The sequence below is a fragment of the Bacteroides sp. 1_1_30 genome (assembly GCF_020982715.1).
Lineage (GTDB): Bacteria > Bacteroidota > Bacteroidia > Bacteroidales > Bacteroidaceae > Bacteroides > Bacteroides xylanisolvens.
The window spans coordinates 1-22871 of record NZ_JAJKHN010000029.1 but is presented as its reverse complement, the minus strand read 5'-3'; the positions used below and the strand labels follow the sequence as shown (position 1 = coordinate 22871).

The window sequence follows — 22871 nt, the reverse complement described above, 5'->3', positions numbered from 1 at the left end:
ACTATGGAAAAAGAAACAAAAAAATGCCCTTTTTGCGGAGAAGAGATTTTGGCTGTAGCCAAAAAATGCAAATACTGTGGTGAATGGTTAGAAGAAAAGCAAACGGTAACTAAGAAAATGGTTGCCTGCCCTGTTTGCACCGAACAAAGAGAAGAAGATGCCACAAGCTGCGAGAACAAAGAGACCCCACAGCCCTCTTTCTTATCCCACTATTTCATCCGTGTCATATGCAAGCAATATGCCGACTTTAACGGAATGGCCACAAGAAAGCAATATTGGCTTTACATCCTATTCTACAACATCATAGCTATTGCCGCATCATGCATAGATATATTATCGGGAATCGACTTCCAACTATTTGGAGAAAGCCTCGGCTATGGTTGGCTATTCACAATCGTCTCACTGACTCTCACCATTCCTTCACTCGCCATCGGTATACGTCGCTTGCACGACATTGGAAAAAGCGGATGGTGGTTTCTGATTGTCCTCCTCCCCTTAGTCGGTATCTTTTGGCTACTCTTCCTGCTGTGCAAGAAAGGAAATGCAGCTAACGCCTCCACTCCTTTAACCATTACCGACAAAATTGTGCTCAATGCGTCGATAGTAGTTGTAGCCATTCTGGTTGTACTCACCTATTTCAAATCTGCCAACCATCTCCAAATGCCTCAACTTCAACACAGCGATTGGACTCTTGACGGAGACACCGCAGGAGTGGATACATTGGGCAATATAGGTTATTCAAAAAACAGGCAAAGCATCAATAGCGGAAACAATGCGGAAATAAAAAAACGCATTATACACGATTTCTCTTGCTATTATGCCATTTATACCTTCTGCTACAACATGAAACAAGCCATAACTAAAGGATACAAAGGAGAAGGTTTGCTAACCCTCACCGAAGAACTTGTAGAAAATGACGATTTACTTGTCATCTCCAATACCGAATTTAAATGGTTATTGCAACAATTCGATTTCTCAAACTTCTCTCGACTATTACAGGCATACGCAAGTGGCAACAGGAGCTTCAGGAGTGATTTCACCGAGAGTGACTTGGGGCATACAGCAATAGAATGTCTTAAAAAACGCAAAGTTGTTTTCAACAGCCAATGGTTTGAGATATTCGACAACTATTTGCCCCATGACGAAGTACAAATAGAAGAGTTTCATAATTTGGGAAATAAAGAGTATCAGGTTGTATTCGATGGTTTTCACAACATATCTCCCAATTTCGTATATAACGTCAGCTATGCCAACGGACTTACCATTACAACGAATTAAATTTTACCATCATGAAACATAACAACTTACTTACATCATTCACTCTATTATCTCTTTTGTGTATCTTCTGCACCTCATGCAACGATATGGAAATGGCAAAAAAAGCGTGCGGCACATGGGAAAGCATCCGCATAGTCGAAGAAGACGGATGCAAAGAGAAAACCTATTATGATTTCGGTTCTGTGAAAGGGAGTATTCCTGGAGGAGACTTAAAAGAAACAACCTACTTCACCGAATGTGGAGAAGTTGAAGACGGACAAGAATATAATATGCAATGCAAAAGTATCATTGAAGGTACATGGAAGATAGAAGTCGGTGACATCTATTTCACTTACGACCTGTCGACTCTGAAAGTCACTTTTGAGGGGATTAGTTTCCCGGGCGCAGATAGATTATCCGAATCTCTTGCACAAAGTTTTATTAAAAACTATGGGCAATCACTCATTCAAGAATCAATAGAAGAATTGAAAGAACATCTCTATAATTGGTATTCAGAAAACGAAAACAACGAAGACTGTTACCAGAATGTGAATATTAAAGGAGACAATATGTCGTTCGATGCAACAGATGGAGTTATTAAACTGATAAGAATAAAATAAAACTTGAAAACATGATAAACAATACCAAACAATGCCCTTTCTGTGGCGAAGAGATACAAGCAACTGCAAAGAAATGCAGGCACTGCGGAGAATGGTTGGAAGACTCAGTTTCCAATACAAAAAATCAAGCCACTACAGAAGTGTCCTTTCAAAGGGATTCAAATAATCATAAAACAGAAGTGAATCATTTAAAAACTCCCATTTCTGACTTTGTCCTAATCCTATTTTGGACAGGAGTCATTGCGACATTCATTTCAATGTCACATCAAAGTGGAGTATGCCACCTTACCAATCCACACAAATGGCTACAAATCATGCAGTGGGCAACCTATATTCCAGAATGGGTGGCTGACTTATTGTCTGGCTTGGTCGATATAATATTCGCTTACGCCTTATATATAGGGATGAAACAACAAACCAAACCCATGAGCGGCTTATTAATTACCAATATTATAATCACTGTAGTAGTATCTTTTTTGATTTTATGTATGGATTTAATCTCTATTGCAGACGAAGATTACATTGGAATACTTATCTCTCTTTTTGTTATATTAGGTATGCTTATTACATCAACCATAATTGGAGTCCAATTTATCCGACACTTCAACGGACTATTAAATAAATTAGGATGGGGAATGTTGGCATCTCTAATCATAGTTATATCTGCCGCCGCTCTAATATCAGAAGATGAATTTAGTATGACTAATACAATTATTTCTTTTATTGAGTTTTGGATAATCAGCTATATTCTATATATACAAGCGGAATTATTAACGGATTGAGCCAACTAAATCCCTCAAGAAGACATTTTCATTTGATTAGCCTTACCAATTGCACAACAAAAGTGCAGAAAATTATAGTTTTCTGCACTTTTGTTGTGCAATTGACGTATATTTGCATATAAATATATACCAACCATGGACAGATTATACGAAAACTTCAATAAACTCCTTAAAGCTACAAGTACCGATTTCATCCGATACAAGTATACTGAAATAAACTGGGATAGCCATATGCTCGGACTTGTTGGGCCACGCGGGGTAGGTAAAACCACCATGTTCCTTCAACATATCAAGCAGAACATGAATCCGAAAGACACATTGTATGTTTCAGCAGACAATATGTACTTTGCCGATAATTCCCTGATTGACCTAACAGACAAATTCAGCAAACGAGGTGGCAAGCACCTATTTATTGATGAAATACACAAATACCCTAACTGGTCTCGTGAATTGAAGCAGATATTCGATTCTTATCCTGATATGCAAGTTCTTTTCACCGGTTCCTCTATTTTGGATATTTATAAAGGAACGGCAGATTTAAGCAGACGTGCCCCCATCTATGAAATGCAAGGGCTGTCTTTCAGAGAATATTTAAGTATGTTCCATCAAATTCATGTACCAGTCTACACATTAGAAGAGATACTGGAACATAAAGTTGAAATTCCGGGAATAGCACATCCACTTCCGCTATTCGCTGAATATATACAACACGGCTATTACCCGTTTAGCAAAGATATCACTTTTGAAATCGAGTTGAACCAAGTAATCAACCAGACTATGGAAAATGACATACCTCAATATGCTAATATGAATGTCTCCACAGGACGTAAATTGAAACAACTGTTGATGATTATTGCCAAAAGCGTTCCATTTAAGCCTGTCATGCAAAAACTTGCTGACATCATTGGAGTTAGTCGTAATTATTTAAGCGATTACTTACTTTATATCGAGAAAGCGGGGATGATAGCTCAAGTTCGCGATGACACAGGCGGGGTCAGAGGTCTGGGCAAAGTAGAAAAAATATATCTTGATAATACTAATCTCATTTATGCATTAGGAAGAGAGAATTCCAATATCGGTAATATCCGCGAAACATTTTTTTATAACCAAATGCGAGTTAAACAGGATATTATATCTTCCAAAATCTCAGATTTCCAAATAGGAGAAAGAACATTTGAAATAGGCGGAAAAAACAAAGGACAACAACAAATAACCGGAGCCAAAGAAGGATACATTGTAAAAGATGATATAGAAACCGGATACGGGAATATTATTCCACTTTGGAATTTCGGAATGAATTATTAATAATAGCCTTATAACAATTTTAATACAAAATATATTTATGTCACATACCAGACAAGAACAGATGGAAGCCTTCGGACGCTTCCTGGACATTCTCGACGAACTGCGTGTTAAATGTCCCTGGGACCGCAAACAGACCAATGAAAGTCTGCGTCCCAACACCATAGAAGAGACTTACGAACTTTGCGACGCCCTGATGAGGGATGACAAGAAAGAAATCTGCAAGGAATTGGGTGACGTATTATTGCACGTTGCTTTCTATGCCAAGATAGGCTCGGAAACAGGAGATTTTGACATCAAAGATGTTTGCGACAAACTGTGTGATAAACTGATTTTCCGTCACCCGCATGTATTCGGAGAGGTAAAAGCAGAGACAGCAGGACAAGTTTCCGAAAATTGGGAACAGTTGAAGCTAAAGGAGAAAGACGGCAATAAGAGTGTATTGAGCGGTGTACCCGCTGCCCTCCCCTCGCTCATCAAGGCTTATCGTATTCAAGACAAAGCCCGCAATGTAGGTTTCGACTGGGAAGAGCGTGAACAGGTATGGGATAAAGTGAAGGAAGAAATCGGAGAGTTTCAAGATGAAGTGGCTAATATGGATAAGGACAAGGCGGAAGCTGAATTCGGTGACGTCATGTTTAGCCTTATCAATGCAGCGCGTCTCTACAAGATCAATCCTGATAACGCTTTGGAACTTACCAATCAAAAGTTTATCCGTCGCTTCAATTATTTGGAGGAACATACTATCAAAGAAGGAAAAAGCCTGAAGGATATGTCTCTTGAAGAGATGGATGCTATTTGGAATGAAGCAAAGAAAAAAGGACTGTAAGACCCATGAGTAACATTGATTTAAATGCCATCATCGAAAGATGATTTGGAGTTCATAACACATGCCAAACAGGATATTCCACTATTGATTGCAGAAATAGAATACTTAAAATCAATGCTGTCTAAATAAAAAAATAGAGGCTCTATTCCGTGCGAGTAGAGCCTCTATTTTACTCAAACAGAGCGTCTATTCATACAAATTAGACGCTCTATTTTTCTTTATTTCTTCTTCGAATCGTTTCCTTTATCCTTGCCACGATTCATTCCTTTTATCATCTCCCGGTGGAAGCGCATTTCCGCACGCTGCACGAGAAATATCTTCTTACTGGAAAGAATCTTTTTGAACTTACCCAGATAAGTCTTATCAAGCTGATCGGCAGCAATACGATTGTTGGCTATCTTATCGTTGATTTCTGCATATTGAGCTTCCGTCGTCTTATCATCTTTACCTTTGCGCATCAAATCCCACGATTCATCATTCAGCTTCTTCTTCTTATCCTGGAGTTCAAAATAGACGGGAAAGAACTTGGCTGCCTCCTTTTTACTCAATCCTGCCTGTTCGGTAATGAATTCCTTTTGTTTTGCCCTGAACTCCTCCCGGGATAAATGCTGATCACATCCGTCAGCAGCCCAAAGAACAGGCATAAAGCCACACAACAAAACAACCCATGCGATTAGTTTTCTCATTTTCTGTATTCAATCAGTTTTAATAAATCATTCTACACTTGCGTCACTCAAATAAACATATAACGAATAATCATCCAGCATAGCGCGGTCTAGTGCCACATCCAGCATTTCGTCCGATACAACTTCAGTATCCACCTCCGTCACCGCCACTTCATCGATCGCAGCAGGTTTGTGATCTGTCGACGCTACCCGGATAATCAGGGCCGCACCCACAAACATAGCAGCGAGATAGAGCAATGGTTTCAGTCTTGTCCATGTGCTGACAGATTCTTCCTTGAAAACAACTTTTTCTTTTTCAGGAAGTTTATTCATTACCTCCGAAGTCAGGTTTTCAAAGTAACCATCAGGCACTTTGAAGGAATTTTCCTTACCAAGCTTCTTCAATAGGATATCTTCTTCTTTCATACGTTTTTCTCCTCTCTTTTACTTAGACAACGTCCAATTTAAAAGGTTTAATCTATTTCTTCTAAAAACTTCTCTATTTTCTTCACCGCATGATGATATGACGCCTTGAGCGCACCAACCGATGTGCCGAAGATTTCCGACATCTCTTCGTATTTCATTTCCTGATAATATTTCAGGTTGAACACCATACGCTGTTTTTCCGGCAAAGTCAATAGAGCTTTTTGCAGACACAACTGTATTTCGTCGCCCGAAAAATAGGAGTCACTTTCCAACTTCTGCACAATCGCAGCTTCAGGATCGTCAATATCCACGGTAGTCATAGCGCGCTGCTTGTTCAGAAAGGTAAGACATTCGTTCAGCGCGATGCGATAGAGCCAGGTAGACAGTTTCGCCTCGGCACGGAAATAATCGATATTCGTCCATGCCTTGATGAAAGTGTTTTGCAGGAGATCGTTCGCATCCTCATGCGACAGTACCATCCGGCGGATTTGCCAATATAATTGCTCGCTATACTGCGCCACAATCATTTCAAATCCTTTCCGCTGTGTACTCTCCTCCTGAAGGAGTTTCAGAACTTCGCGTTCGTTATAAGGAATCATAATCTCTTGTATCTGTATGTTTATTTATGGTTTCAAATTCAAGTTGTTCATTGCCTCTAGTAAAGACGAATCATATTTATAAATGTCCTCACAATACCTCAAATTATTATCGGCAGACAGATAAACCGTCTGATAATCTATAAATAAAGATATATATTTCTCTAAACTATAATGTTTCAGTTCGCGATAGGCCGCACTGACAGGCAGCTTCTTCCCCTCTTCACTCACCGGTTTGATATCCATTGCAATGCGGATACGGTCTTCCAATAATTCATCCGGTTCTTTCAACAGGAAGAAAGCAAAGTCGAGTGCTTTCTGAAGGCGGACGCAACCGTGGCTCACTGCACGATTGTTTCGCGTGAAAGCCCACCGGGAAGGAGTATCGTGCAGATATACAGAATGAGGATTAGGAAAGCGGAAGATGATGCGTCCCAATGAATTCCCCGTTTTATTGTCCTGCTTCACTGTATAAGGTACACCTTTTCCTGCATATTTAGCCCAATTAACCTGATGAGGGTTTACTTGTAAGCCGTTCTTATCGTATACCTTCATGCGATTACGGGTGAAATAGGTCGTATCTCTGCGATAAGTAGGGATGATTTCTTTCCTGATAATACTTTGAGGTACATTCCAATACGGATTCAGTTCCATATAATAAATCCTGCTCGACAACAGAGGAGTTTTATTTTTCACACTCCCCACACAGATACGCATCTCCAGGATAGAGTCCGTTTCTTCGTTGATTGCCTGCAACATGAATGCCGCCACATTGGCTATCACATATTTCTGTCCTTTGTCCAATGCATATTGCCAACGTGCCCGCTCCATATTTACCAACAGACGATTCCGGTAATAATCCGTAGTATCCGTTTTCCCCCAAGCATTTACACGAACCAGTTCTTCCTGCATCTTGCGATAAAGCGGAGAAGAAGGCTGTGCTCCATGAAGAGCAGCAATTGGATTTGCACGCAATGAATCGAGGGCGGCATTTGCAAAAGTAACATCACAATGTTTTAAGGGAATACGATTGATCGAATCATTCCATCTGCGTTCCGAAGGCAAGAAACCAAACTTCAACTGGCACACATACGAAAGATATGCGGCTGTCAACTGATATTCCACATCTGCCAACAGACGGTTCATTGTCTTTCCTTCCTGCAACTTCAAAGAACGTATTTGTTGCAATCTCTCACGGATGCTATCAACCGAATAAAGATTCGGGTTAATGCCATGCCGTGAGATGTCTCCCAGCCAGAACAACATAGAGTCCGCCACCTGTGCGGCAGGTTTATCGGACACGAGCGAGTCATTCAACCAGAAGAATTCATCCTTTTCCCGATAATGGGCCAACAAAGCCGAATCCCAGGGAGTTACAGGGTTTTCGTTCAAATAGGAACGGATCATCAGACGAATACTGTCGGCATCTATTTGATAAGCAGGGTTGAACAGTTCTTGCAGGGAAGCCAGAGAGTCCGGTATCGGAGATTGGGGTTTCTCTTTCTTACAGGCTGCCAAACAAACGACGAACAGGATTACCGCTCCCCAAAGCAGGCGTCTATTTCTCATACACAGTTCCTCCATCAACGTCAATACACATATTCTCTTTCGCTAAAATGGTTTGCGGGAAAATGGCGGATGCTTCATCAAATAGAATAGATTCATCCTCGTAACGGGCTGAAAAGTGTCCGATCACCAATTGTTTCACATTGGCGTCCAAAGCTAGTTGTGCGGCTTGCGCAGCCGTAGTATGATAAGTTTCCTTGGCACGTGCCTGCTCTGTCTGCGCAAAGGTAGCCTCATGGAAAAGCAAATCTACATTGCTGATTTGTTCGGCAAGCGACGGGCGATAGATTGTATCGGAGCAATAAGCATATTTACGAGCCGGAGCCGAAGGACGGGTCAGACGCAAATTGGGTATTACTTCTCCTTCGGGAGTTACAAAGTCTGCTCCGTTCTTGATACGGTTCAGTTCATAGACGGGGACTTTATAAAAGTCCACCATGTCTCTGATAATATGGTTCGGACGCTGTTTCTCTTCAAAAAGGAAACCGCAGCAGGGAATTCGATGTTTTAAAGGGATGGTGGTCACAGTCACCGAACGGTCATCGTAGATAAGCATCGGCTCTTTCGTTTCGAATTCATGGAAGAACACCTTATAAGTCAAAGTCTTACAAAAGAAAGCAAGCATCGGTGCAAACAGTTCTTCCAGTCCTCGTGGAGAATGAATATGCAAATCGGCTGTTCTTCCCAATAATCCGAATGTAGAAATCAGCCCCAACAATCCGAAACAATGGTCACCATGTAGATGAGAGATGAAGATATGATTCAATCGGGAAAATTTCAGTCGCGAACGGCGTAACTGCATTTGTGCTCCCTCGCCACAATCAATCATAAATAGTTTTTCACGCAGGTTTACGACTTGAGAGGTCGCAAAATGTCGCGTAGTAGGCAAAGCGGAACCGCATCCCAATATATGTAACTCAAATTTTTCCATGGTATGCAAAGATAAAGCATTTCAGATTCAATCTTGCAAAGGAAGAAACTTTTTTTTCTATTCACCACAGAGGACACGGAGGACGCAGAGGGTAAGAAGGGTAAGGAGCATATGGAGAGGATGCGGAGGAGAAGAAGAGGGTAGATTTATATAAATAAAATATATCGCCATCGTTAGTTTGTTAAATCAAACCTTCACACCCTCTGTATTCTCCATATCCTTCCTGTCCTCTATATCCTCTCCATATCCTCCCTACCCTCTGTGTCCTCTGCGTCCTCTGTGGTGAATAGAAAAAGGCGCCCCCAACCGGGAGCGCCTTCATCAAAAAATATTCTGTTCAGATTATTTCTTTCCTTCCAACTGTTCTTTCAATGCAGCCAGAGCGTCGATGTCGCCCAGAGTAGTTGAAGCAGCTTGGTTTTGGATCATCGGAGAATCTTCTCTCTTACCAGAAGATGCTTTCTTTGCGCCAGAAGCAGCTTTCTTTTCTGCTCTTTCTTCAGCTTTAGCTACATCTTCGAAGATACGGCTGTGAGACAAGATGATTCTCTTAGCGTCTTTGTTGAACTCGATCACTTTGAATTCAAGTTTCTCATCCAACTGTGCTTGTGAACCGTCTTCTTTTACAAGGTGTTTCGGAGTTGCAAAACCTTCTACACCGTAAGGAAGAGCTACAACAGCACCCTTATCCAACATTTCGATGATAGTACCTTCGTGTACAGAACCTACAGTGAACACAGTTTCGAATACATCCCAAGGATTTTCTTCGAGTTGTTTGTGGCCAAGGCTCAAACGACGGTTGTCTTTATCGATTTCCAATACCTGAACTTCGATGTCAGCACCAATCTGAGTAAATTCTGACGGGTGTTTCACTTTCTTAGTCCAAGAAAGGTCAGAGATGTGGATCAAGCCGTCTACACCTTCTTCGATTTCTACGAATACACCGAAGTTAGTGAAGTTACGTACTTTTGCAGTATGCTTAGAACCTACAGGATACTTTTCTTCGATTGTTTCCCATGGATCTTGTTTCAGTTGTTTGATACCCAAAGACATCTTACGTTCTTCGCGGTCAAGTGTAAGAACAACAGCTTCTACTTCGTCACCTACCTTCATGAAATCTTGTGCAGAACGCAGGTGTTGGCTCCAAGACATTTCTGAAACGTGGATCAAACCTTCTACGCCAGCAGCGATTTCGATGAATGCACCGTAGTCAGCCATAACAACCACTTTACCTTTCACCTTGTCACCAACCTTCAAGTCAGTATCAAGAGCATCCCATGGGTGCGGAGTCAGTTGTTTCAAGCCAAGAGCGATACGTTTCTTTTCGTCATCGAAGTCAAGGATAACAACGTTGAGCTTCTGATCCAGTTCAACCACTTCTTTCGGATCGCTAACACGTCCCCAAGAAAGGTCAGTAATGTGAATCAAACCGTCTACGCCACCAAGGTCGATGAATACACCGTAAGATGTGATATTTTTAACAGTTCCTTCAAGAACTTGTCCTTTTTCGAGTTTACCGATGATTTCTTTCTTCTGTTGTTCCAGTTCAGCTTCGATAAGAGCCTTGTGAGATACAACAACGTTTTTGAATTCCTGGTTAATTTTAACCACTTTGAATTCCATTGTTTTGCCAACGAATACATCATAGTCGCGGATCGGTTTAACGTCGATTTGAGAACCCGGCAAGAATGCTTCGATTCCAAATACGTCTACGATCATACCACCCTTCGTGCGGCACTTGATGTAACCCTTGATAATTTCTTCATTTTCCAGAGCAGCGTTAACGCGATCCCAAGAACGAGTAGCGCGGGCTTTTCTGTGTGACAGAACGAGCTGTCCTTTTTTGTCTTCCTGGTTTTCGATGTATACTTCTACAGTATCACCTACTTTCAGGTCCGGATTGTAACGGAATTCATTCAAAGGGATGATACCGTCTGATTTGTAACCGATGTTCACAACTACTTCACGCTTGTTCATTGCGATTACGGTTCCGTCAACAACCTCACGGTCGTTCACTTTGTTAAGCGTACCGTCGTAAGCTTTTTCAAGTTCATCGTGGCTAACGTTGGTTACTGTTTCGCCATTTTCATAAGCATCCCAGTTGAAATCTTCAATAGGAGCTACGTTCTTTAAGTTTTCCATTAATAATAAAATTGTTTAATACTTTAATTAAATAAGACATTATATTATCTATAAATCGGGCGCAAAGGTAGAAATATTTTCTTGATTGACAAAAGAATGGCAGAAGAAAAGAGATTTATATCCGTATTTTTTGTAATATTGCAATCTTTAATTTATACAGTTTTTGCCATGGACGAGAGATTGGACAAAGTCAAGGTGCAATGCGACTATTTACCGCTTATTAATTTTGCGATACAACAAAACGGAGCATCGATCATTCATCAGCTTTCTATTGAGAACACGACACCTGTCCCACTGAAGGACATTCAAGTAGTAATCACGACAGAACCGACTTTCGGAAACGCCGCTCCGATGGCAGTTGAACAGATCCCGGCCAACGATTCGATCCGTCTGTCGTCATTCAATCTCACTTTGTCCGCCAACTACTTCACACAACTGACCGAACGTTTATCCGGCAACCTGAAAATTGAAATTACTGCTGAAGCAGAACCGATATTCTGCCAAACATATCCTATCGACATCCTGGCATACGACCAATGGGGCGGACTCAACGTATTGCCCGAAATGCTGGCTGCTTTCATCACTCCCAATCATACGGCTATCTCACCGATTATCAAAAAAGCAGCTTCCATCCTGGGGCAATGGACCGGTAACCCGTCTCTCGATGAATATCAAAGCCGCACTCCGGACAGGGTGAGGAAACAGATGGCTGCCATCTATACGGCTATCGCGGAGCAACAGATTATATATAGTACCGTTCCCGCCAGTTTCGAAGAATATGGGCAGCGTGTCCGGTTAGCCGATTCTGTGATGGCACAGAAATTGGGAACCTGCCTGGATATGGCTTTGCTCTATGCTTCCTGTCTGGAGGCAATCGGGCTGAATGCTTTAATCGTCATCACGCAAGGGCATGCCTTTGCAGGAGCCTGGCTGGTGCCGGAAACTTTCCCGGATCCTACGATTGATGATGTTTCTCTATTAACGAAAAGAACAGCGGAAGGAATCTACGACATTACTTTGGTTGAAACGACCTGCATGAATATGGGACATTCGTCCGATTTTGACGATGCGGTGAAGAAAGCAAACGGAAAGTTGACGGACGGGAATAACTTCCTTCTTGCAATAGACATCAAAAGAGCGAGATATTCGGGCGTACGCCCCATCCCTCAACGTATTTTGCACGGACAGGTATGGGAAGTCGACGAAAAAGAGACCAACATTCAGAAAAGTGCCGTTCATGCCACCCCGCAAAGTATCAATCCGTATGATTTATCGGGCAATGAAACCCAGACCGTAATCACCAAACAACTGTTATGGGAAAGGCGGTTGCTGGACTTGAGCCTTCGCAACAACCTGCTGAATATCCGGATTACCAAAAACACGCTCCAACTGATCCCAGCTAATCTGGCTTGTCTGGAAGATGCATTGGCTGACGGAGAAGAATTCCGCATCCTGCACCGCCCTGCCGATTGGGAAAGCCCGGCGATGGATTTCGGAATTTATTCCTCTGTACCGGAGTCTGATCCGGTGGTTGGTTTCATCAACTCGGAGCTTTCACAGAAAAGACTGCGTTTTTATCTGTCCGAAAACGATTTAGGCAAAGCACTGACTCACCTATACCGTTCCTCGCGTACCTCTATTGAAGAAAACGGAGCCAACACTCTTTATCTGGCTCTCGGACTTTTGAAATGGTACGAGACTCCTTCCAGCGAACGTCCCCGCTACGCTCCCATCCTGCTAATGCCGGTTGAAATCATCCGTAAATCGGCAGCTAAAGGCTATGTGATCCGTTCACGGGAAGAGGAAACGATGATGAATATTACGTTATTAGAAATGCTTCGCCAGAACTTCGGAATTACCGTATCGGGATTAGACCCGTTGCCCACCGATGAAAGCGGCGTTAACGTCAAACTGATCTATTCCATCATTCGTAACAGTATCAAAAACCAACGCAAATGGGACGTGGAAGAGCAGGCCATCTTAGGCATCTTCTCTTTCAATAAGTTCATCATGTGGAATGACATTCACAATAATGCCAATAAACTGGTTCAGAACAAAATTGTTTCAAGCCTCATCAACGGAAAGATAGAATGGGAAGCCGCAACAGAAGAAATAGACGCAACGGATATGGACAAACAACTGTCGCCAACGGACATCGTATTGCCTATCATCGCCGATTCTTCGCAATTGGAAGCCATTTACGAAGCCGTACACGATAAGACTTTTATCCTGCACGGCCCTCCGGGAACGGGTAAATCGCAAACAATTACCAATATCATCGCCAACGCGCTTTACAAAGGGAAACGTGTCTTATTCGTTGCGGAAAAAATGGCTGCCCTCTCCGTTGTTCAAAACCGACTGGCAGCTATCGGTTTGGCTCCGTTCTGTTTGGAAATTCATTCCAACAAAACAAAGAAATCCGCTGTTATCTCACAACTGAAAGAAACAACGGAAATTATCAGGCAGACACCTCCCGAAGAATTCAAAAAGGAAGCGGAGCGTTTGCTGAATTTGCGGGCAGAACTGAATCAGTATATTGAAGCCCTGCATAAAGAATATCCGTTCGGAGTTTCACTATACGACGCCATTATCCATTATCAATCTGTAGACGTCGAACCTTGTTTTGAGATTCCACAACCTTATCTGGATACATTAGACAAAGATACATTTGCGCAATGGGAAGAGGCTATCGAATCGTTAGTCAGAACCGCCAATGCGTGCGGACACCCTTATCGGCATCCATTAACAGGCATCTCGATTTCCGAATATTCATCTGCCGGAAAAGAAGAAGCCTCCCAATTACTTACCGCTTTCATTGATTTATTAAATACCATCCGGCAGAAGTTGGATGTATTTTCCGTACTTCTGAAAGATACGGATATACACCCTACACGCAAGGATTTCCAAACGATTGCCTGTATCATCCGGAGAATACTCGATATTCCGGAGCTGACTCCGGGATTGCTGACTCTGCCGTTATTGAATGAAACGCTGAATGAATATCGTGAAGTGGTGGTTCATGGGCAAAAACGTGATGAACAAAGAAAAGAAATAGAGGCAGGATTCACCAAAGAGATTCTGTCTATCAACGCAAAGCAGACGGTAGCCGAATGGAACCGGGTATCCGATCAATGGTTCCTTCCCAGATATTTCGGTCAGCGAAAAATCAAAAAGGCTATCAACATCTATGCTTTAAAAACCATTGAAACAGAAGACATCAAACCGCTACTCCACCGGATTATCCGGTATCAGGAAGAAAAGGACGCTGTTCAGAAATACACTGGCCAACTCCCCTCTTTGTTCGGACGATTCGGCAAGAATGAGGATTGGACTGCCATTGAGCAGATTATCAATGATATGGCTTCTCTTCACTCACATTTGCTGAATTACGCAAAGGACATTGCCAAGGTGTCACAAATCAAACAGAATTTGTCTGTACAGCTCACAGAAGGGATTCAAACATTCAGAGATATTCACGCTCACTCTTTCAATGAACTGTATCAGTTGTCGGATACACTCACAGTCATTGAAAAGAAGTTGTCCGGCACGTTGGGTATATCAACAGAAGAGCTTTATACCTCTTCAGCCGACTGGATAACGATTGCGCTATCAAAAGTCCAAACCTGGAAAGATAACCTCGACAAACTCAAAGACTGGTATCAGTGGTTACAAGCATACCAAACTCTGAATAAACTGGGAATCGGATTTGTCGCGACAGAATATAAGGAAAAGAATATCCCTACCGACCAACTGACAGACATCTTCTGCAAGAGTTTCTACCAGGCGGTTATTCAGTATATCATTGCCAAAGAACCCACGCTGGAATTATTCAACGGCAAAATTTTCAACGATATTATTGCTAAATACAAACAAATATCCGCCAAATTCGAAGAAACGACCAAAAAAGAATTGTTTGCGCGGCTGGCTTCCAACATTCCGTCTTTTACTCACGAAGCTATCCAAAGTTCCGAAGTGGGCATCCTTCAAAAGAATATCCGCAACAATGCTCGTGGCATATCCATCCGCAAGCTGTTCGATCAGATTCCTACTTTATTGTCGCGTATGTGTCCGTGTATGCTAATGAGCCCGCTTTCCGTCGCTCAATTCATTGATACGGATGCTGACAAATTCGATTTGATTGTCTTTGACGAAGCGTCACAGATGCCTACTTATGAAGCGGTGGGCGCTATTGCCCGAGGCAAAAACGTGATTATCGTGGGGGACCCGAAACAAATGCCTCCTACCAGCTTCTTCTCGGTCAGCACCGTAGATGAAGATAATATTGAGATGGAGGATTTGGAGAGTATTCTTGACGACTGCCTTGCTTTGTCTATCCCTTCCAAATATTTATTGTGGCACTATCGAAGCAAACATGAGAGCCTCATCGCTTTCAGCAACTCCGAATATTACGATAACAAACTGATGACTTTCCCTTCTCCGGACAACATTGAATCGAAAGTCAGGATAGTCAACATCAACGGTTATTATGATAAAGGCAAATCGCGCCAAAACCGGGCGGAAGCTCAAGCGGTGGTAGACGAAATAGCCAGAAGATTGAGAAGCGAGGAATTGAGAAAGAAAAGTATCGGTGTGGTGACTTTCAGCATCGTTCAGCAAGCCTTGATAGAAGACTTACTTTCCGACCTCTTTATCTTCCATCCCGAACTGGAAACTCTTGCTCTGGAATGTGACGAACCGTTGTTTATCAAAAACCTGGAGAATGTGCAGGGAGATGAACGGGACGTTATTCTCTTTTCTGTGGGCTACGGTCCGGATGCGGAAGGACGTGTCAGCATGAATTTCGGCCCATTGAACCGGGTAGGTGGCGAAAGAAGGTTGAATGTGGCCGTTTCCCGTGCCCGGTATGAGATGATTATCTATTCCACTTTAAGATCGGATATGATTGACCTGAACCGGACTTCCTCTATCGGAGTAGCCGGATTAAAACGTTTCCTCGAATATGCGGAGAAAGGAACTAGGAATACAATCAACAGTGTGACAGCCCAATCAACGGAAACAGCAGCCTCCATCGAGAATATCATTGCCGATAAACTGCGTTCATTGGGATACACCGTGCATACAGACATCGGATGCTCCGGTTACAAAATAGATATAGGTATCGTTGACACCGAAAATACCTCCAACTATCAATTAGGTATTATCTGCGACGGCAAAAACTACAAACGTACCAAGACCGCACGTGACCGGGAAATTGTGCAAAACAATGTACTGAAAGCACTCGGCTGGGATATCTACCGGATATGGACTATGGACTGGTGGGAAAAACCGGACGAAGTAATAGCTGCTATTCAAGAGGCTATCGCACGCAAAAAGAGTTCAAAGGTTAATGCCCAAACAACGACAACCACCGAAATTGATTCTGCCCCAATGACAGCAGAAAAAGAATCTGTGAACAAAGAGTCGACAGACAAAGAAAAAATAACAAAAGAAGAGCCAATAAAAGAAGAGTCAATAAAAGAAGCAGTACCGACTGCAGAGAGAGATAACAATGAAATTTCATTTGTACTCAAAGCATCACCTGCCACTTCTGAAAAGCAAACTGCTTCCGCATCTTCCGCACAAAGCGGAATACAGCAAAAGTACCGATCGGCAAAGATCACTCCAGGCAGCTATTCGCCGGAAGACTTTTTCTTTAGTGAAAGCTATTCTATCCTCACTTCTCAAATACGGAAGATTATAGAGAATGAAGCTCCGGTCAGCAAATCATTGCTTTGCAAGAAGATTCTGTCTGAATGGGGAATCAGTCGTTTGGGAGCACGGGTAGAATCACAGATAGAGACAGCTTTAGATGCACTAAATATCCATCGCACCGAACATGAAGGATTTGTTTTTTGCTGGAAAAACAGAGAGCAATGCATCTCCTACTCTATTTATCGTCCGGTTTCCGAGCGGGAAGCGACAGATATAGCTCCCGAAGAGATAGCCAATGCCATCCGACAACTGTTGACAGACTCCATCAGCCTGCCTGTGGCAGATTTGATAAAAGCATGTGCACAACAATTCGGCTTTGCCCGTATGGGATCGAACATAGACGCTGCCATGCAAAGAGGTATTCGCGAAGCCGTGAAAAGGAATTATGCCAAAATTGAAAATGAACGGGTGACGATTGCGGATTAAATGTTGGTTCGAGTGATCCTGTCTAGTAGATTCAGGTGACAGAAATTAGATCAATACCCTTTCTCCAAACGTTTCAGGGCAGCAATAGAATCGGATACATAGCTATTGTCCGGTTCTATTGACCGCCAATAACAAAGCTCTCCAATCAGCCGTTTCAGATAGACAGGATCACTCGAACCAATCCGTCGCTGATGTTCTGCCAAACCTTTCGTCAGGATGAAATAGACATTCTTTCGGATTTCCCTCTTTCTGGCTTTAGGGATAGTCAGTTTCACACCGGAAGAGATGGACACTCCCGTGATAATCTTTCTACCATACTCATTGATGAAACGGGTCTTTTTATGATTCGGTTCGAATTTCTCATCACGAATGATTTGTTTAATACGGGGAATAATCTGCTCTTTGGGAAATACATCTCCCGAAAAAGTCAGGTCATCGGCATACCGGGTATAAGTCAGTCCGTATTCCGCTGCCAATGCCGCCAACTTCCTATCCATCTCATAACTAACGATATTACTTAACGACGGACTTGTAGGCGCTCCCTGCGGCAAATGTCTGTGCAAACAACACAACGTTCCCAATACTTTAGATACATTTTCCGGATAACCGATCTTCTCAAATGTCTTTTTCACTCTCGGACTCCGTATAGAAAAGAAAAAATCATGAATATCCATTTTCAACACATACCGCTTTCCTAAATGAGGATTGGCATTGTCGACTACAGAATGACCGTTCCGGAAACCTACCGCTGCCGGATGAATCATCGTTACAGGTGATAATATACGTGAATTAATAGTCGCTTGAATGGATTGCATTGTTTTGTTAGGAGCAGAGATCATACGATACCCTCCTTTTCTTTTTCTCATCCAAAATTCCCGGTAATGTACTGAAACGTTTCGTAGTATTTCCTTCAATTGTCCCGTTTCCATTCCCAACAGATTGGCACACCAGACAACAGCCGATTCATCATACTTTTGAACATACTGTGCTCTTGAAACTGTCGCTCCCAAAGCATGCCTAAGCCAGGCTCCATGCTCCCATTTTACTTTAGTAGTCTTTTCTTCCTTACTACCGTCTGTCGCTTTCCATCTTTTATACCCCTCTTGTTTTCTGCTTGAGGAAATCATCTTATAAATCAGAAAACCTGTGACAATAAGTATCGTTATTAGAATTCCGTCCATTTTGTATTATGTATATAAACAAAGAGAAGAGAGGATGAGTTATTTACTAAAATAAATTTAGGTATTTATACCTTAGAATTTATTTTCTAGGAAAAACACCTGTGCTTACGAGGCGACTACACCTCTTTGATGCTAAATTCGGCCCTCATCCTCTCTTATACAAAGATAAGTATAATCTTTCGATAAAACAACCGGAACGGGGAAAAACTATCGGTTGAACAACTCAAACGTGAACTTACAGCCTATTCCTCCGAATTTCCAGTTTTCGCTGCTTACGAAGACTCCCACGTCGAAAATATGCGTACCGATGCCATATCCGACTTCCAGATAAGGTTGAAGATGCGGCATAGAAAGTGCACTGATGTAAATACGTTCATTCTGCACATAACGGGTGTACTTCATCAGATGCCGGAGAATAAGGAATGGAGCTTCGTAGGTGAAATGTCCCCGCACATAACGACGGGAGGAGTTATACCAACGTGAGTCAAGCACCTGAAATACTCCGCCGATTTCATCATTCCAGCCTACGGGAAGATTATGGCGGGAGAAATTGGCAAAGTCCACAAAATACAGTTCATCCTGATTGGTGAATGCCCCGAATCCGAAACGATAATAAATATTACGCATCAATCCCATCCGGATTTGATGCTGAAGGTCAAACTCTATTCTTTCATATTCGCCCGTACTTTTAAATACTCCTTTAATTCCCCGTTCATAATCGACCGAGAAGGTTGGATAGATAGAATGCAAATTTATCTTTCGCTTTCCGTTCATATAATAATAGAGTCCCGGCGTCCACTCTATCCGGATGCGGGGAGCGAAACTGATATAAGTGTTCTTGAATTTATCCATAAACTCCGGAGGCGGCATCGGATAATCACCGGTAATCACAAAACGGGAAGGCTCTACGGCTGTTCTTTTATGGGCAGAGAACCCCAGACCGATATCCAGTCCGTTGACTATCTCAACTGTATGGCGGAAGTTAAAATACAAGTCCTTGAAATAATCAAGATGAATTAAATCGAAATTAAAGATACTATCCGGCATGGCTTTCAGTTCGTCGAGCACCTTACTGCTATAGATACGGTTACCATTACCCACATTCAACCGGAAGAATCCCCGTTTCTGCGGCCAGTATTCAAAGTCGGCATTCAACGACCAGTAGAACTCTTTACGCGTGAAGTTGTATCCGAGTTTCGGCACAATACGAAGTAATTTATCCCCTCTGAAAAGACGGTTGTAACGGAAATCCTGTCGATAAGACAAACCGTTGCTTCCGCTATAACTGAATAAAAGCGGATTTATAAACGGAGAGAACCGTACGCTTCCGATATTGGACAAATTGAATTTATAATCTTCTACCATCAAGTCCCCCATCGTTCCCCAAAAGGCCTGACTCTTGGATGGCTTTTGTATGGTAGCCGTGTCACGTCTAAGCGCATTGTCGAAATATAGTTTTTTCTCGCTCTCGTTCAAAGGGATCGGGCGCATGATAGCAAAGGTAGAGGCGTCCGTTTTATAAGCATTCGTATCACACTGCAAGGAGAAAGATTCCGAAAGATTATATTTCCTCTTCTCTTTCTTACGTACCTTCTTTTCTTTCAGTTCGATGGATTTATAATCTAAAGAAGCTGTATAATTACCATCTACCTTATTTCCGAGGAATTTGAAAAGGGCTTCTACATCATAACGCACCGGCAGGAATTCATTTTTCTTGCCGACATCTCCCATCTGAATCCAACAGGTAAATGTTATCAGTTCCGATCTTCCCGAAAAACGGATTTCACGAACACTCCAGACGTTGCTGCTAACCACCATATATCCACCTACCAACTGATCGCTCTTGGTACGGGGAATAAAGCGGACTCGATAATCCAGATTATTAGGATCTCCCATCACACTGTCTATCTGGTATTTATAGTATTTCTGTCCGTTTTTAGCCAGTGGTGATAACAAGCGTTCATCATTCAGCAGAGACGAAGAGTAGATATTTACATTAAAGTATTCGAGCAAGCCCGGCAATCCCCTGTTTCCTCTCACCGTTCCCTGGGAGGCTTTTACTTTCTGGTCGTAAATATTGGGAGCCGTATAATGCAAGTCACTGTACGTTTCAAGCAAATATTCGCGAACGCCCTTTTGCAAACGAAACATGGAAGGCACATAGCGGAGAATAAAATTCTTCTTCTGAATGTCCATCTTACCTTTTATATATAGGTTCGCTCGATATTCGCTGACTATCGTTTCATACAAAGGCGCAAAGGTCATCACACGTTCTATGATGGAGTCGGCAGAGATTTCCTGATGAGTATAAGGATTCATTATATAATTATTGGCTGCCCCCTTTGATATAAAAGAGAACAGACACAATATGCATCCTATCAATATTTTATCTCTCAATTGTCGTATCTCCTTCATTAACGTAGGCAAATATAAAAAAGAATATCGAAAAGCAATGGAATTAAGCTACTAAAAAGAGTTATCAGGGGAAGGAAGCTTTTCACACCGGATTAATATAAATATAAGAATAAACAAAAACGACTCATGTTTGAATGCATGAGTCGTCTATTAATAATAGGAGAAAGATTATAATTTCTCTATTTCTTCTTTCGAAATACCCGTAGATTTTATGATAATATCATTATCCACTCCTAATTCTTTCAATTTACGGGCTGTTTCCCGTATACCTTTTTGTATACCTTTTTGTTCTGCAAAGTCCAACGTATTAAAATAATCGTTGTAAACTTTCCATTCTTCCTCGTACTGCATTCTTTCCTCCTGGGTCATATTCGCTTTGGAGGCTAACTTTTCCAGTCGTTCAAAAACGGCTTTACGAGCCTTGAAAGGCATTCGATCAAGTGTATCCATGTGCTTTAATATATAAATCCAGCGTTCAAAATCATTTTCACATTCATCCTCTTCTTTATTAAAGTTCGGCAATTCAATAAAAATCTGCCGGAACTTACTATTGAAAAGCTTACCTGTATCCCTGTCAGAAAGGACAACATCCGTTCTGATTTTAGAGGGTATATCCTTGTCCATCACGAAGTTCATGAAGAACACTCCGTACACAGCATCTAATTGAAAGTTCCAAATCCCTTTTCTCGCTTGTTGGGTAATAGCCCTAGAGAGATAGAAAAGGGCACGGTCTTTAAAGTAAGGCTGTTCCCGGTTCTGCATTTCTACGATAATATGCTCCCCCGTATTGGTTCTACAATATATATCATAGATAAGTCCTCGTTCTGTTTTTACTTCCGGCTGCTGTTCGTTGTTTAGGAACTGGATGTCGGTAATTACATGCTCTCCTACGAGCAAATCATTCAAGAAGTCGATTAATAACTCCTTTTCTACCTCTCTGCCGAATAAAAACTTAAAGCCAAAATCGGTAAAGGGATTGATAAATCTTCCCATTATTTCTTGTATCTCAATTATAGAACAAAGATAGAGTTTTTTTGTTGAATAGTGTCAAGTATGGGAGGATAAAATAAAATAAAATCAAACCAATACCTAACATGAAGTATATGGTTTGATACTACGTAATATCGACTCTATATCACGATTTTAAAGTTGATTTATGAATAGACAACTAAAGTCGTCTGTTCGGTCAACTAAAGTCAGCGACTTAGACAACTGCAGTCGGCTGTATGGTCAACGGCAGTCGGCTGATACCATGTTAACTATTTCAATCTGTTATACGGTCATATTCATCTTCTTATATCCTTCCATATAAGGAAACGCCTAAGCTTTTGTTTGAACCGGGGGAGCTTTTCGTTAGAGTGTGAAGGGTGTGAAAAGCTAAAACGAGGTCATTAAATCACAGCAAACATCTGTCATACTACAACTTACGAGTCTGTGAAACTTGTGGAAGGCAAAAGTAAACTTTTATTTCTAAGTTGACAGAGAAGTTGATATACTTTATTTTACCATGATTTTTGAAAAGAATCAAACCACCGCTAGTTTGATTCATAACGGTACATAAATGAACTAAATGATAATTAAGCCCTTTCAGGGCACCCCAATAAATATATAATTGTAAGGCTTTCAGCCTAACTGCAAAATTCCCATTTAACCGATAAATTCCCATTTAATTAAGAACTGCATAAAAAAGAGAAATGCTTACTCTTACCTTTTTATTTCTCCTTTTATTTTTGACAAAGAAGAAAATTGTCGTATCTTTGTGATACTCTTCATATCAACCAGGCAGGGAACCTGCCTCGTTTTCGTGGCAGGCATTTTTATGCCTGTCCTGATGCTTCATATGGCGGTTTCGTACCCCCGTGTGGAGTGTTAATGCACCCACTGCCTGGTTGGTGAAGAGTAACGGGAAAGGCGGAACCGCTCTTATTTCATAGAAAATCTTCGGGCTCAGTTGTAATTCTTGGGGGATTAAGTTTAGTCAATTCCCTTCATGCATATACCTTTGCTAGCCTAAAAAGGAA

General features: G+C 41.8%; 15 protein-coding genes. 6 read left to right on the top strand and 9 right to left on the bottom strand.

Features of this window, described 5'->3' with window-relative positions; translation table 11 throughout:
- Positions 1-3: 3 nt before the first annotated feature.
- The 5 genes from LPH68_RS10500 (at position 4) to mazG (ending at position 4790) form a co-directional block, all read left to right on the top strand.
- A complete protein-coding gene (locus LPH68_RS10500; protein ID WP_004315850.1) occupies positions 4-1278 on the top strand; it encodes a DUF805 domain-containing protein in 1275 nt (424 codons plus the stop codon).
- A gap of 11 nt (positions 1279-1289) precedes the next feature.
- Positions 1290-1877 (top strand): hypothetical protein, encoded by a 588-nt coding sequence (locus LPH68_RS10495; protein WP_008771153.1) that lies wholly within the window; start codon positions 1290-1292, stop codon positions 1875-1877.
- A gap of 11 nt (positions 1878-1888) precedes the next feature.
- A complete protein-coding gene (locus LPH68_RS10490) occupies positions 1889-2659 on the top strand; it encodes a zinc ribbon domain-containing protein (RefSeq protein ID WP_004315848.1) in 771 nt (256 codons plus the stop codon).
- Between the two features lie 135 nt (positions 2660-2794).
- On the top strand, positions 2795-3964 hold the full coding sequence (locus LPH68_RS10485) for an ATP-binding protein (protein ID WP_008771152.1): 1170 nt from the start codon (positions 2795-2797) through the stop codon (positions 3962-3964).
- A gap of 37 nt (positions 3965-4001) precedes the next feature.
- Positions 4002-4790, top strand: coding sequence for a nucleoside triphosphate pyrophosphohydrolase (mazG, locus tag LPH68_RS10480; protein WP_008020955.1), 789 nt, complete (start codon positions 4002-4004; stop codon positions 4788-4790).
- A gap of 218 nt (positions 4791-5008) precedes the next feature.
- On the opposite strand, the gene LPH68_RS10475 is transcribed toward mazG, so the two are convergent.
- The 6 genes from LPH68_RS10475 to rpsA all read right to left on the bottom strand — a co-directional run bounded on the left by LPH68_RS10475 (position 5009) and on the right by rpsA (position 11116).
- Positions 5009-5476, bottom strand: a complete 468-nt coding sequence (locus tag LPH68_RS10475; protein ID WP_004315845.1) for a hypothetical protein — start codon at positions 5474-5476, stop codon at positions 5009-5011.
- Between the two features lie 27 nt (positions 5477-5503).
- Positions 5504-5881 (bottom strand): hypothetical protein, encoded by a 378-nt coding sequence (locus tag LPH68_RS10470; RefSeq protein WP_151923578.1) that lies wholly within the window; start codon positions 5879-5881, stop codon positions 5504-5506.
- A 47-nt stretch (positions 5882-5928) separates the two neighbouring features.
- Positions 5929-6480 carry an RNA polymerase sigma factor gene (locus LPH68_RS10465; RefSeq protein ID WP_008016827.1) on the bottom strand — a complete coding sequence of 184 codons (552 nt, stop codon included), beginning with the start codon at positions 6478-6480 and terminating at the stop codon, positions 5929-5931.
- Between the two features lie 24 nt (positions 6481-6504).
- The gene (locus LPH68_RS10460) at positions 6505-8046 is read right to left on the bottom strand and encodes a L,D-transpeptidase family protein (RefSeq protein WP_230296926.1); all 1542 of its coding nucleotides are present in this window, start codon (positions 8044-8046) and stop codon (positions 6505-6507) included.
- Positions 8036-8974, bottom strand: a complete 939-nt coding sequence (locus LPH68_RS10455; protein WP_049703294.1) for a ribonuclease Z — start codon at positions 8972-8974, stop codon at positions 8036-8038. The genes LPH68_RS10460 and LPH68_RS10455 overlap by 11 nt, the downstream gene beginning before the upstream one ends.
- A 342-nt stretch (positions 8975-9316) precedes the next feature.
- Positions 9317-11116 carry a 30S ribosomal protein S1 gene (rpsA, locus tag LPH68_RS10450; RefSeq protein ID WP_008645692.1) on the bottom strand — a complete coding sequence of 600 codons (1800 nt, stop codon included), beginning with the start codon at positions 11114-11116 and terminating at the stop codon, positions 9317-9319.
- A gap of 96 nt (positions 11117-11212) precedes the next feature.
- Between rpsA and LPH68_RS10445 the strand changes: the two genes are divergently transcribed.
- Entirely contained in the window at positions 11213-17254 is a 6042-nt protein-coding gene (locus tag LPH68_RS10445; RefSeq protein ID WP_151923580.1) for a DUF3320 domain-containing protein, read from the top strand.
- A 50-nt stretch (positions 17255-17304) separates the two neighbouring features.
- Here LPH68_RS10445 and LPH68_RS10440 read toward each other — a convergent pair whose 3' ends face one another.
- The 3 genes from LPH68_RS10440 to LPH68_RS10430 all read right to left on the bottom strand — a co-directional run bounded on the left by LPH68_RS10440 (position 17305) and on the right by LPH68_RS10430 (position 21843).
- Entirely contained in the window at positions 17305-18435 is a 1131-nt protein-coding gene (locus tag LPH68_RS10440; protein WP_049703296.1) for a retron St85 family RNA-directed DNA polymerase, read from the bottom strand.
- A gap of 207 nt (positions 18436-18642) precedes the next feature.
- On the bottom strand, positions 18643-20850 hold the full coding sequence (locus tag LPH68_RS10435; protein ID WP_032811709.1) for a DUF5686 family protein: 2208 nt from the start codon (positions 20848-20850) through the stop codon (positions 18643-18645).
- Positions 20851-21018: 168 nt separating this feature from the next.
- Positions 21019-21843: an Rpn family recombination-promoting nuclease/putative transposase gene (locus tag LPH68_RS10430; RefSeq protein WP_008645685.1), complete on the bottom strand. Its 825-nt coding sequence runs from the start codon at positions 21841-21843 to the stop codon at positions 21019-21021.
- Positions 21844-22871 lie beyond the last annotated feature (1028 nt).

Coding starts and splice junctions, on each gene's coding strand:
- LPH68_RS10500 (WP_004315850.1), top strand. CDS start 4: ATGGAAAAAGAAACAAAAAAATGCCCTTTTTGCGGAGAAGAGATTTTG.
- LPH68_RS10495 (WP_008771153.1), top strand. CDS start 1,290: ATGAAACATAACAACTTACTTACATCATTCACTCTATTATCTCTTTTG.
- LPH68_RS10490 (WP_004315848.1), top strand. CDS start 1,889: ATGATAAACAATACCAAACAATGCCCTTTCTGTGGCGAAGAGATACAA.
- LPH68_RS10485 (WP_008771152.1), top strand. CDS start 2,795: ATGGACAGATTATACGAAAACTTCAATAAACTCCTTAAAGCTACAAGT.
- mazG (WP_008020955.1), top strand. CDS start 4,002: ATGTCACATACCAGACAAGAACAGATGGAAGCCTTCGGACGCTTCCTG.
- LPH68_RS10475 (WP_004315845.1), bottom strand. CDS start 5,476: ATGAGAAAACTAATCGCATGGGTTGTTTTGTTGTGTGGCTTTATGCCT.
- LPH68_RS10470 (WP_151923578.1), bottom strand. CDS start 5,881: ATGAAAGAAGAAGATATCCTATTGAAGAAGCTTGGTAAGGAAAATTCC.
- LPH68_RS10465 (WP_008016827.1), bottom strand. CDS start 6,480: ATGATTCCTTATAACGAACGCGAAGTTCTGAAACTCCTTCAGGAGGAG.
- LPH68_RS10460 (WP_230296926.1), bottom strand. CDS start 8,046: ATGAGAAATAGACGCCTGCTTTGGGGAGCGGTAATCCTGTTCGTCGTT.
- LPH68_RS10455 (WP_049703294.1), bottom strand. CDS start 8,974: ATGGAAAAATTTGAGTTACATATATTGGGATGCGGTTCCGCTTTGCCT.
- rpsA (WP_008645692.1), bottom strand. CDS start 11,116: ATGGAAAACTTAAAGAACGTAGCTCCTATTGAAGATTTCAACTGGGAT.
- LPH68_RS10445 (WP_151923580.1), top strand. CDS start 11,213: ATGGCAGAAGAAAAGAGATTTATATCCGTATTTTTTGTAATATTGCAA.
- LPH68_RS10440 (WP_049703296.1), bottom strand. CDS start 18,435: ATGGACGGAATTCTAATAACGATACTTATTGTCACAGGTTTTCTGATT.
- LPH68_RS10435 (WP_032811709.1), bottom strand. CDS start 20,850: ATGAAGGAGATACGACAATTGAGAGATAAAATATTGATAGGATGCATA.
- LPH68_RS10430 (WP_008645685.1), bottom strand. CDS start 21,843: ATGGGAAGATTTATCAATCCCTTTACCGATTTTGGCTTTAAGTTTTTA.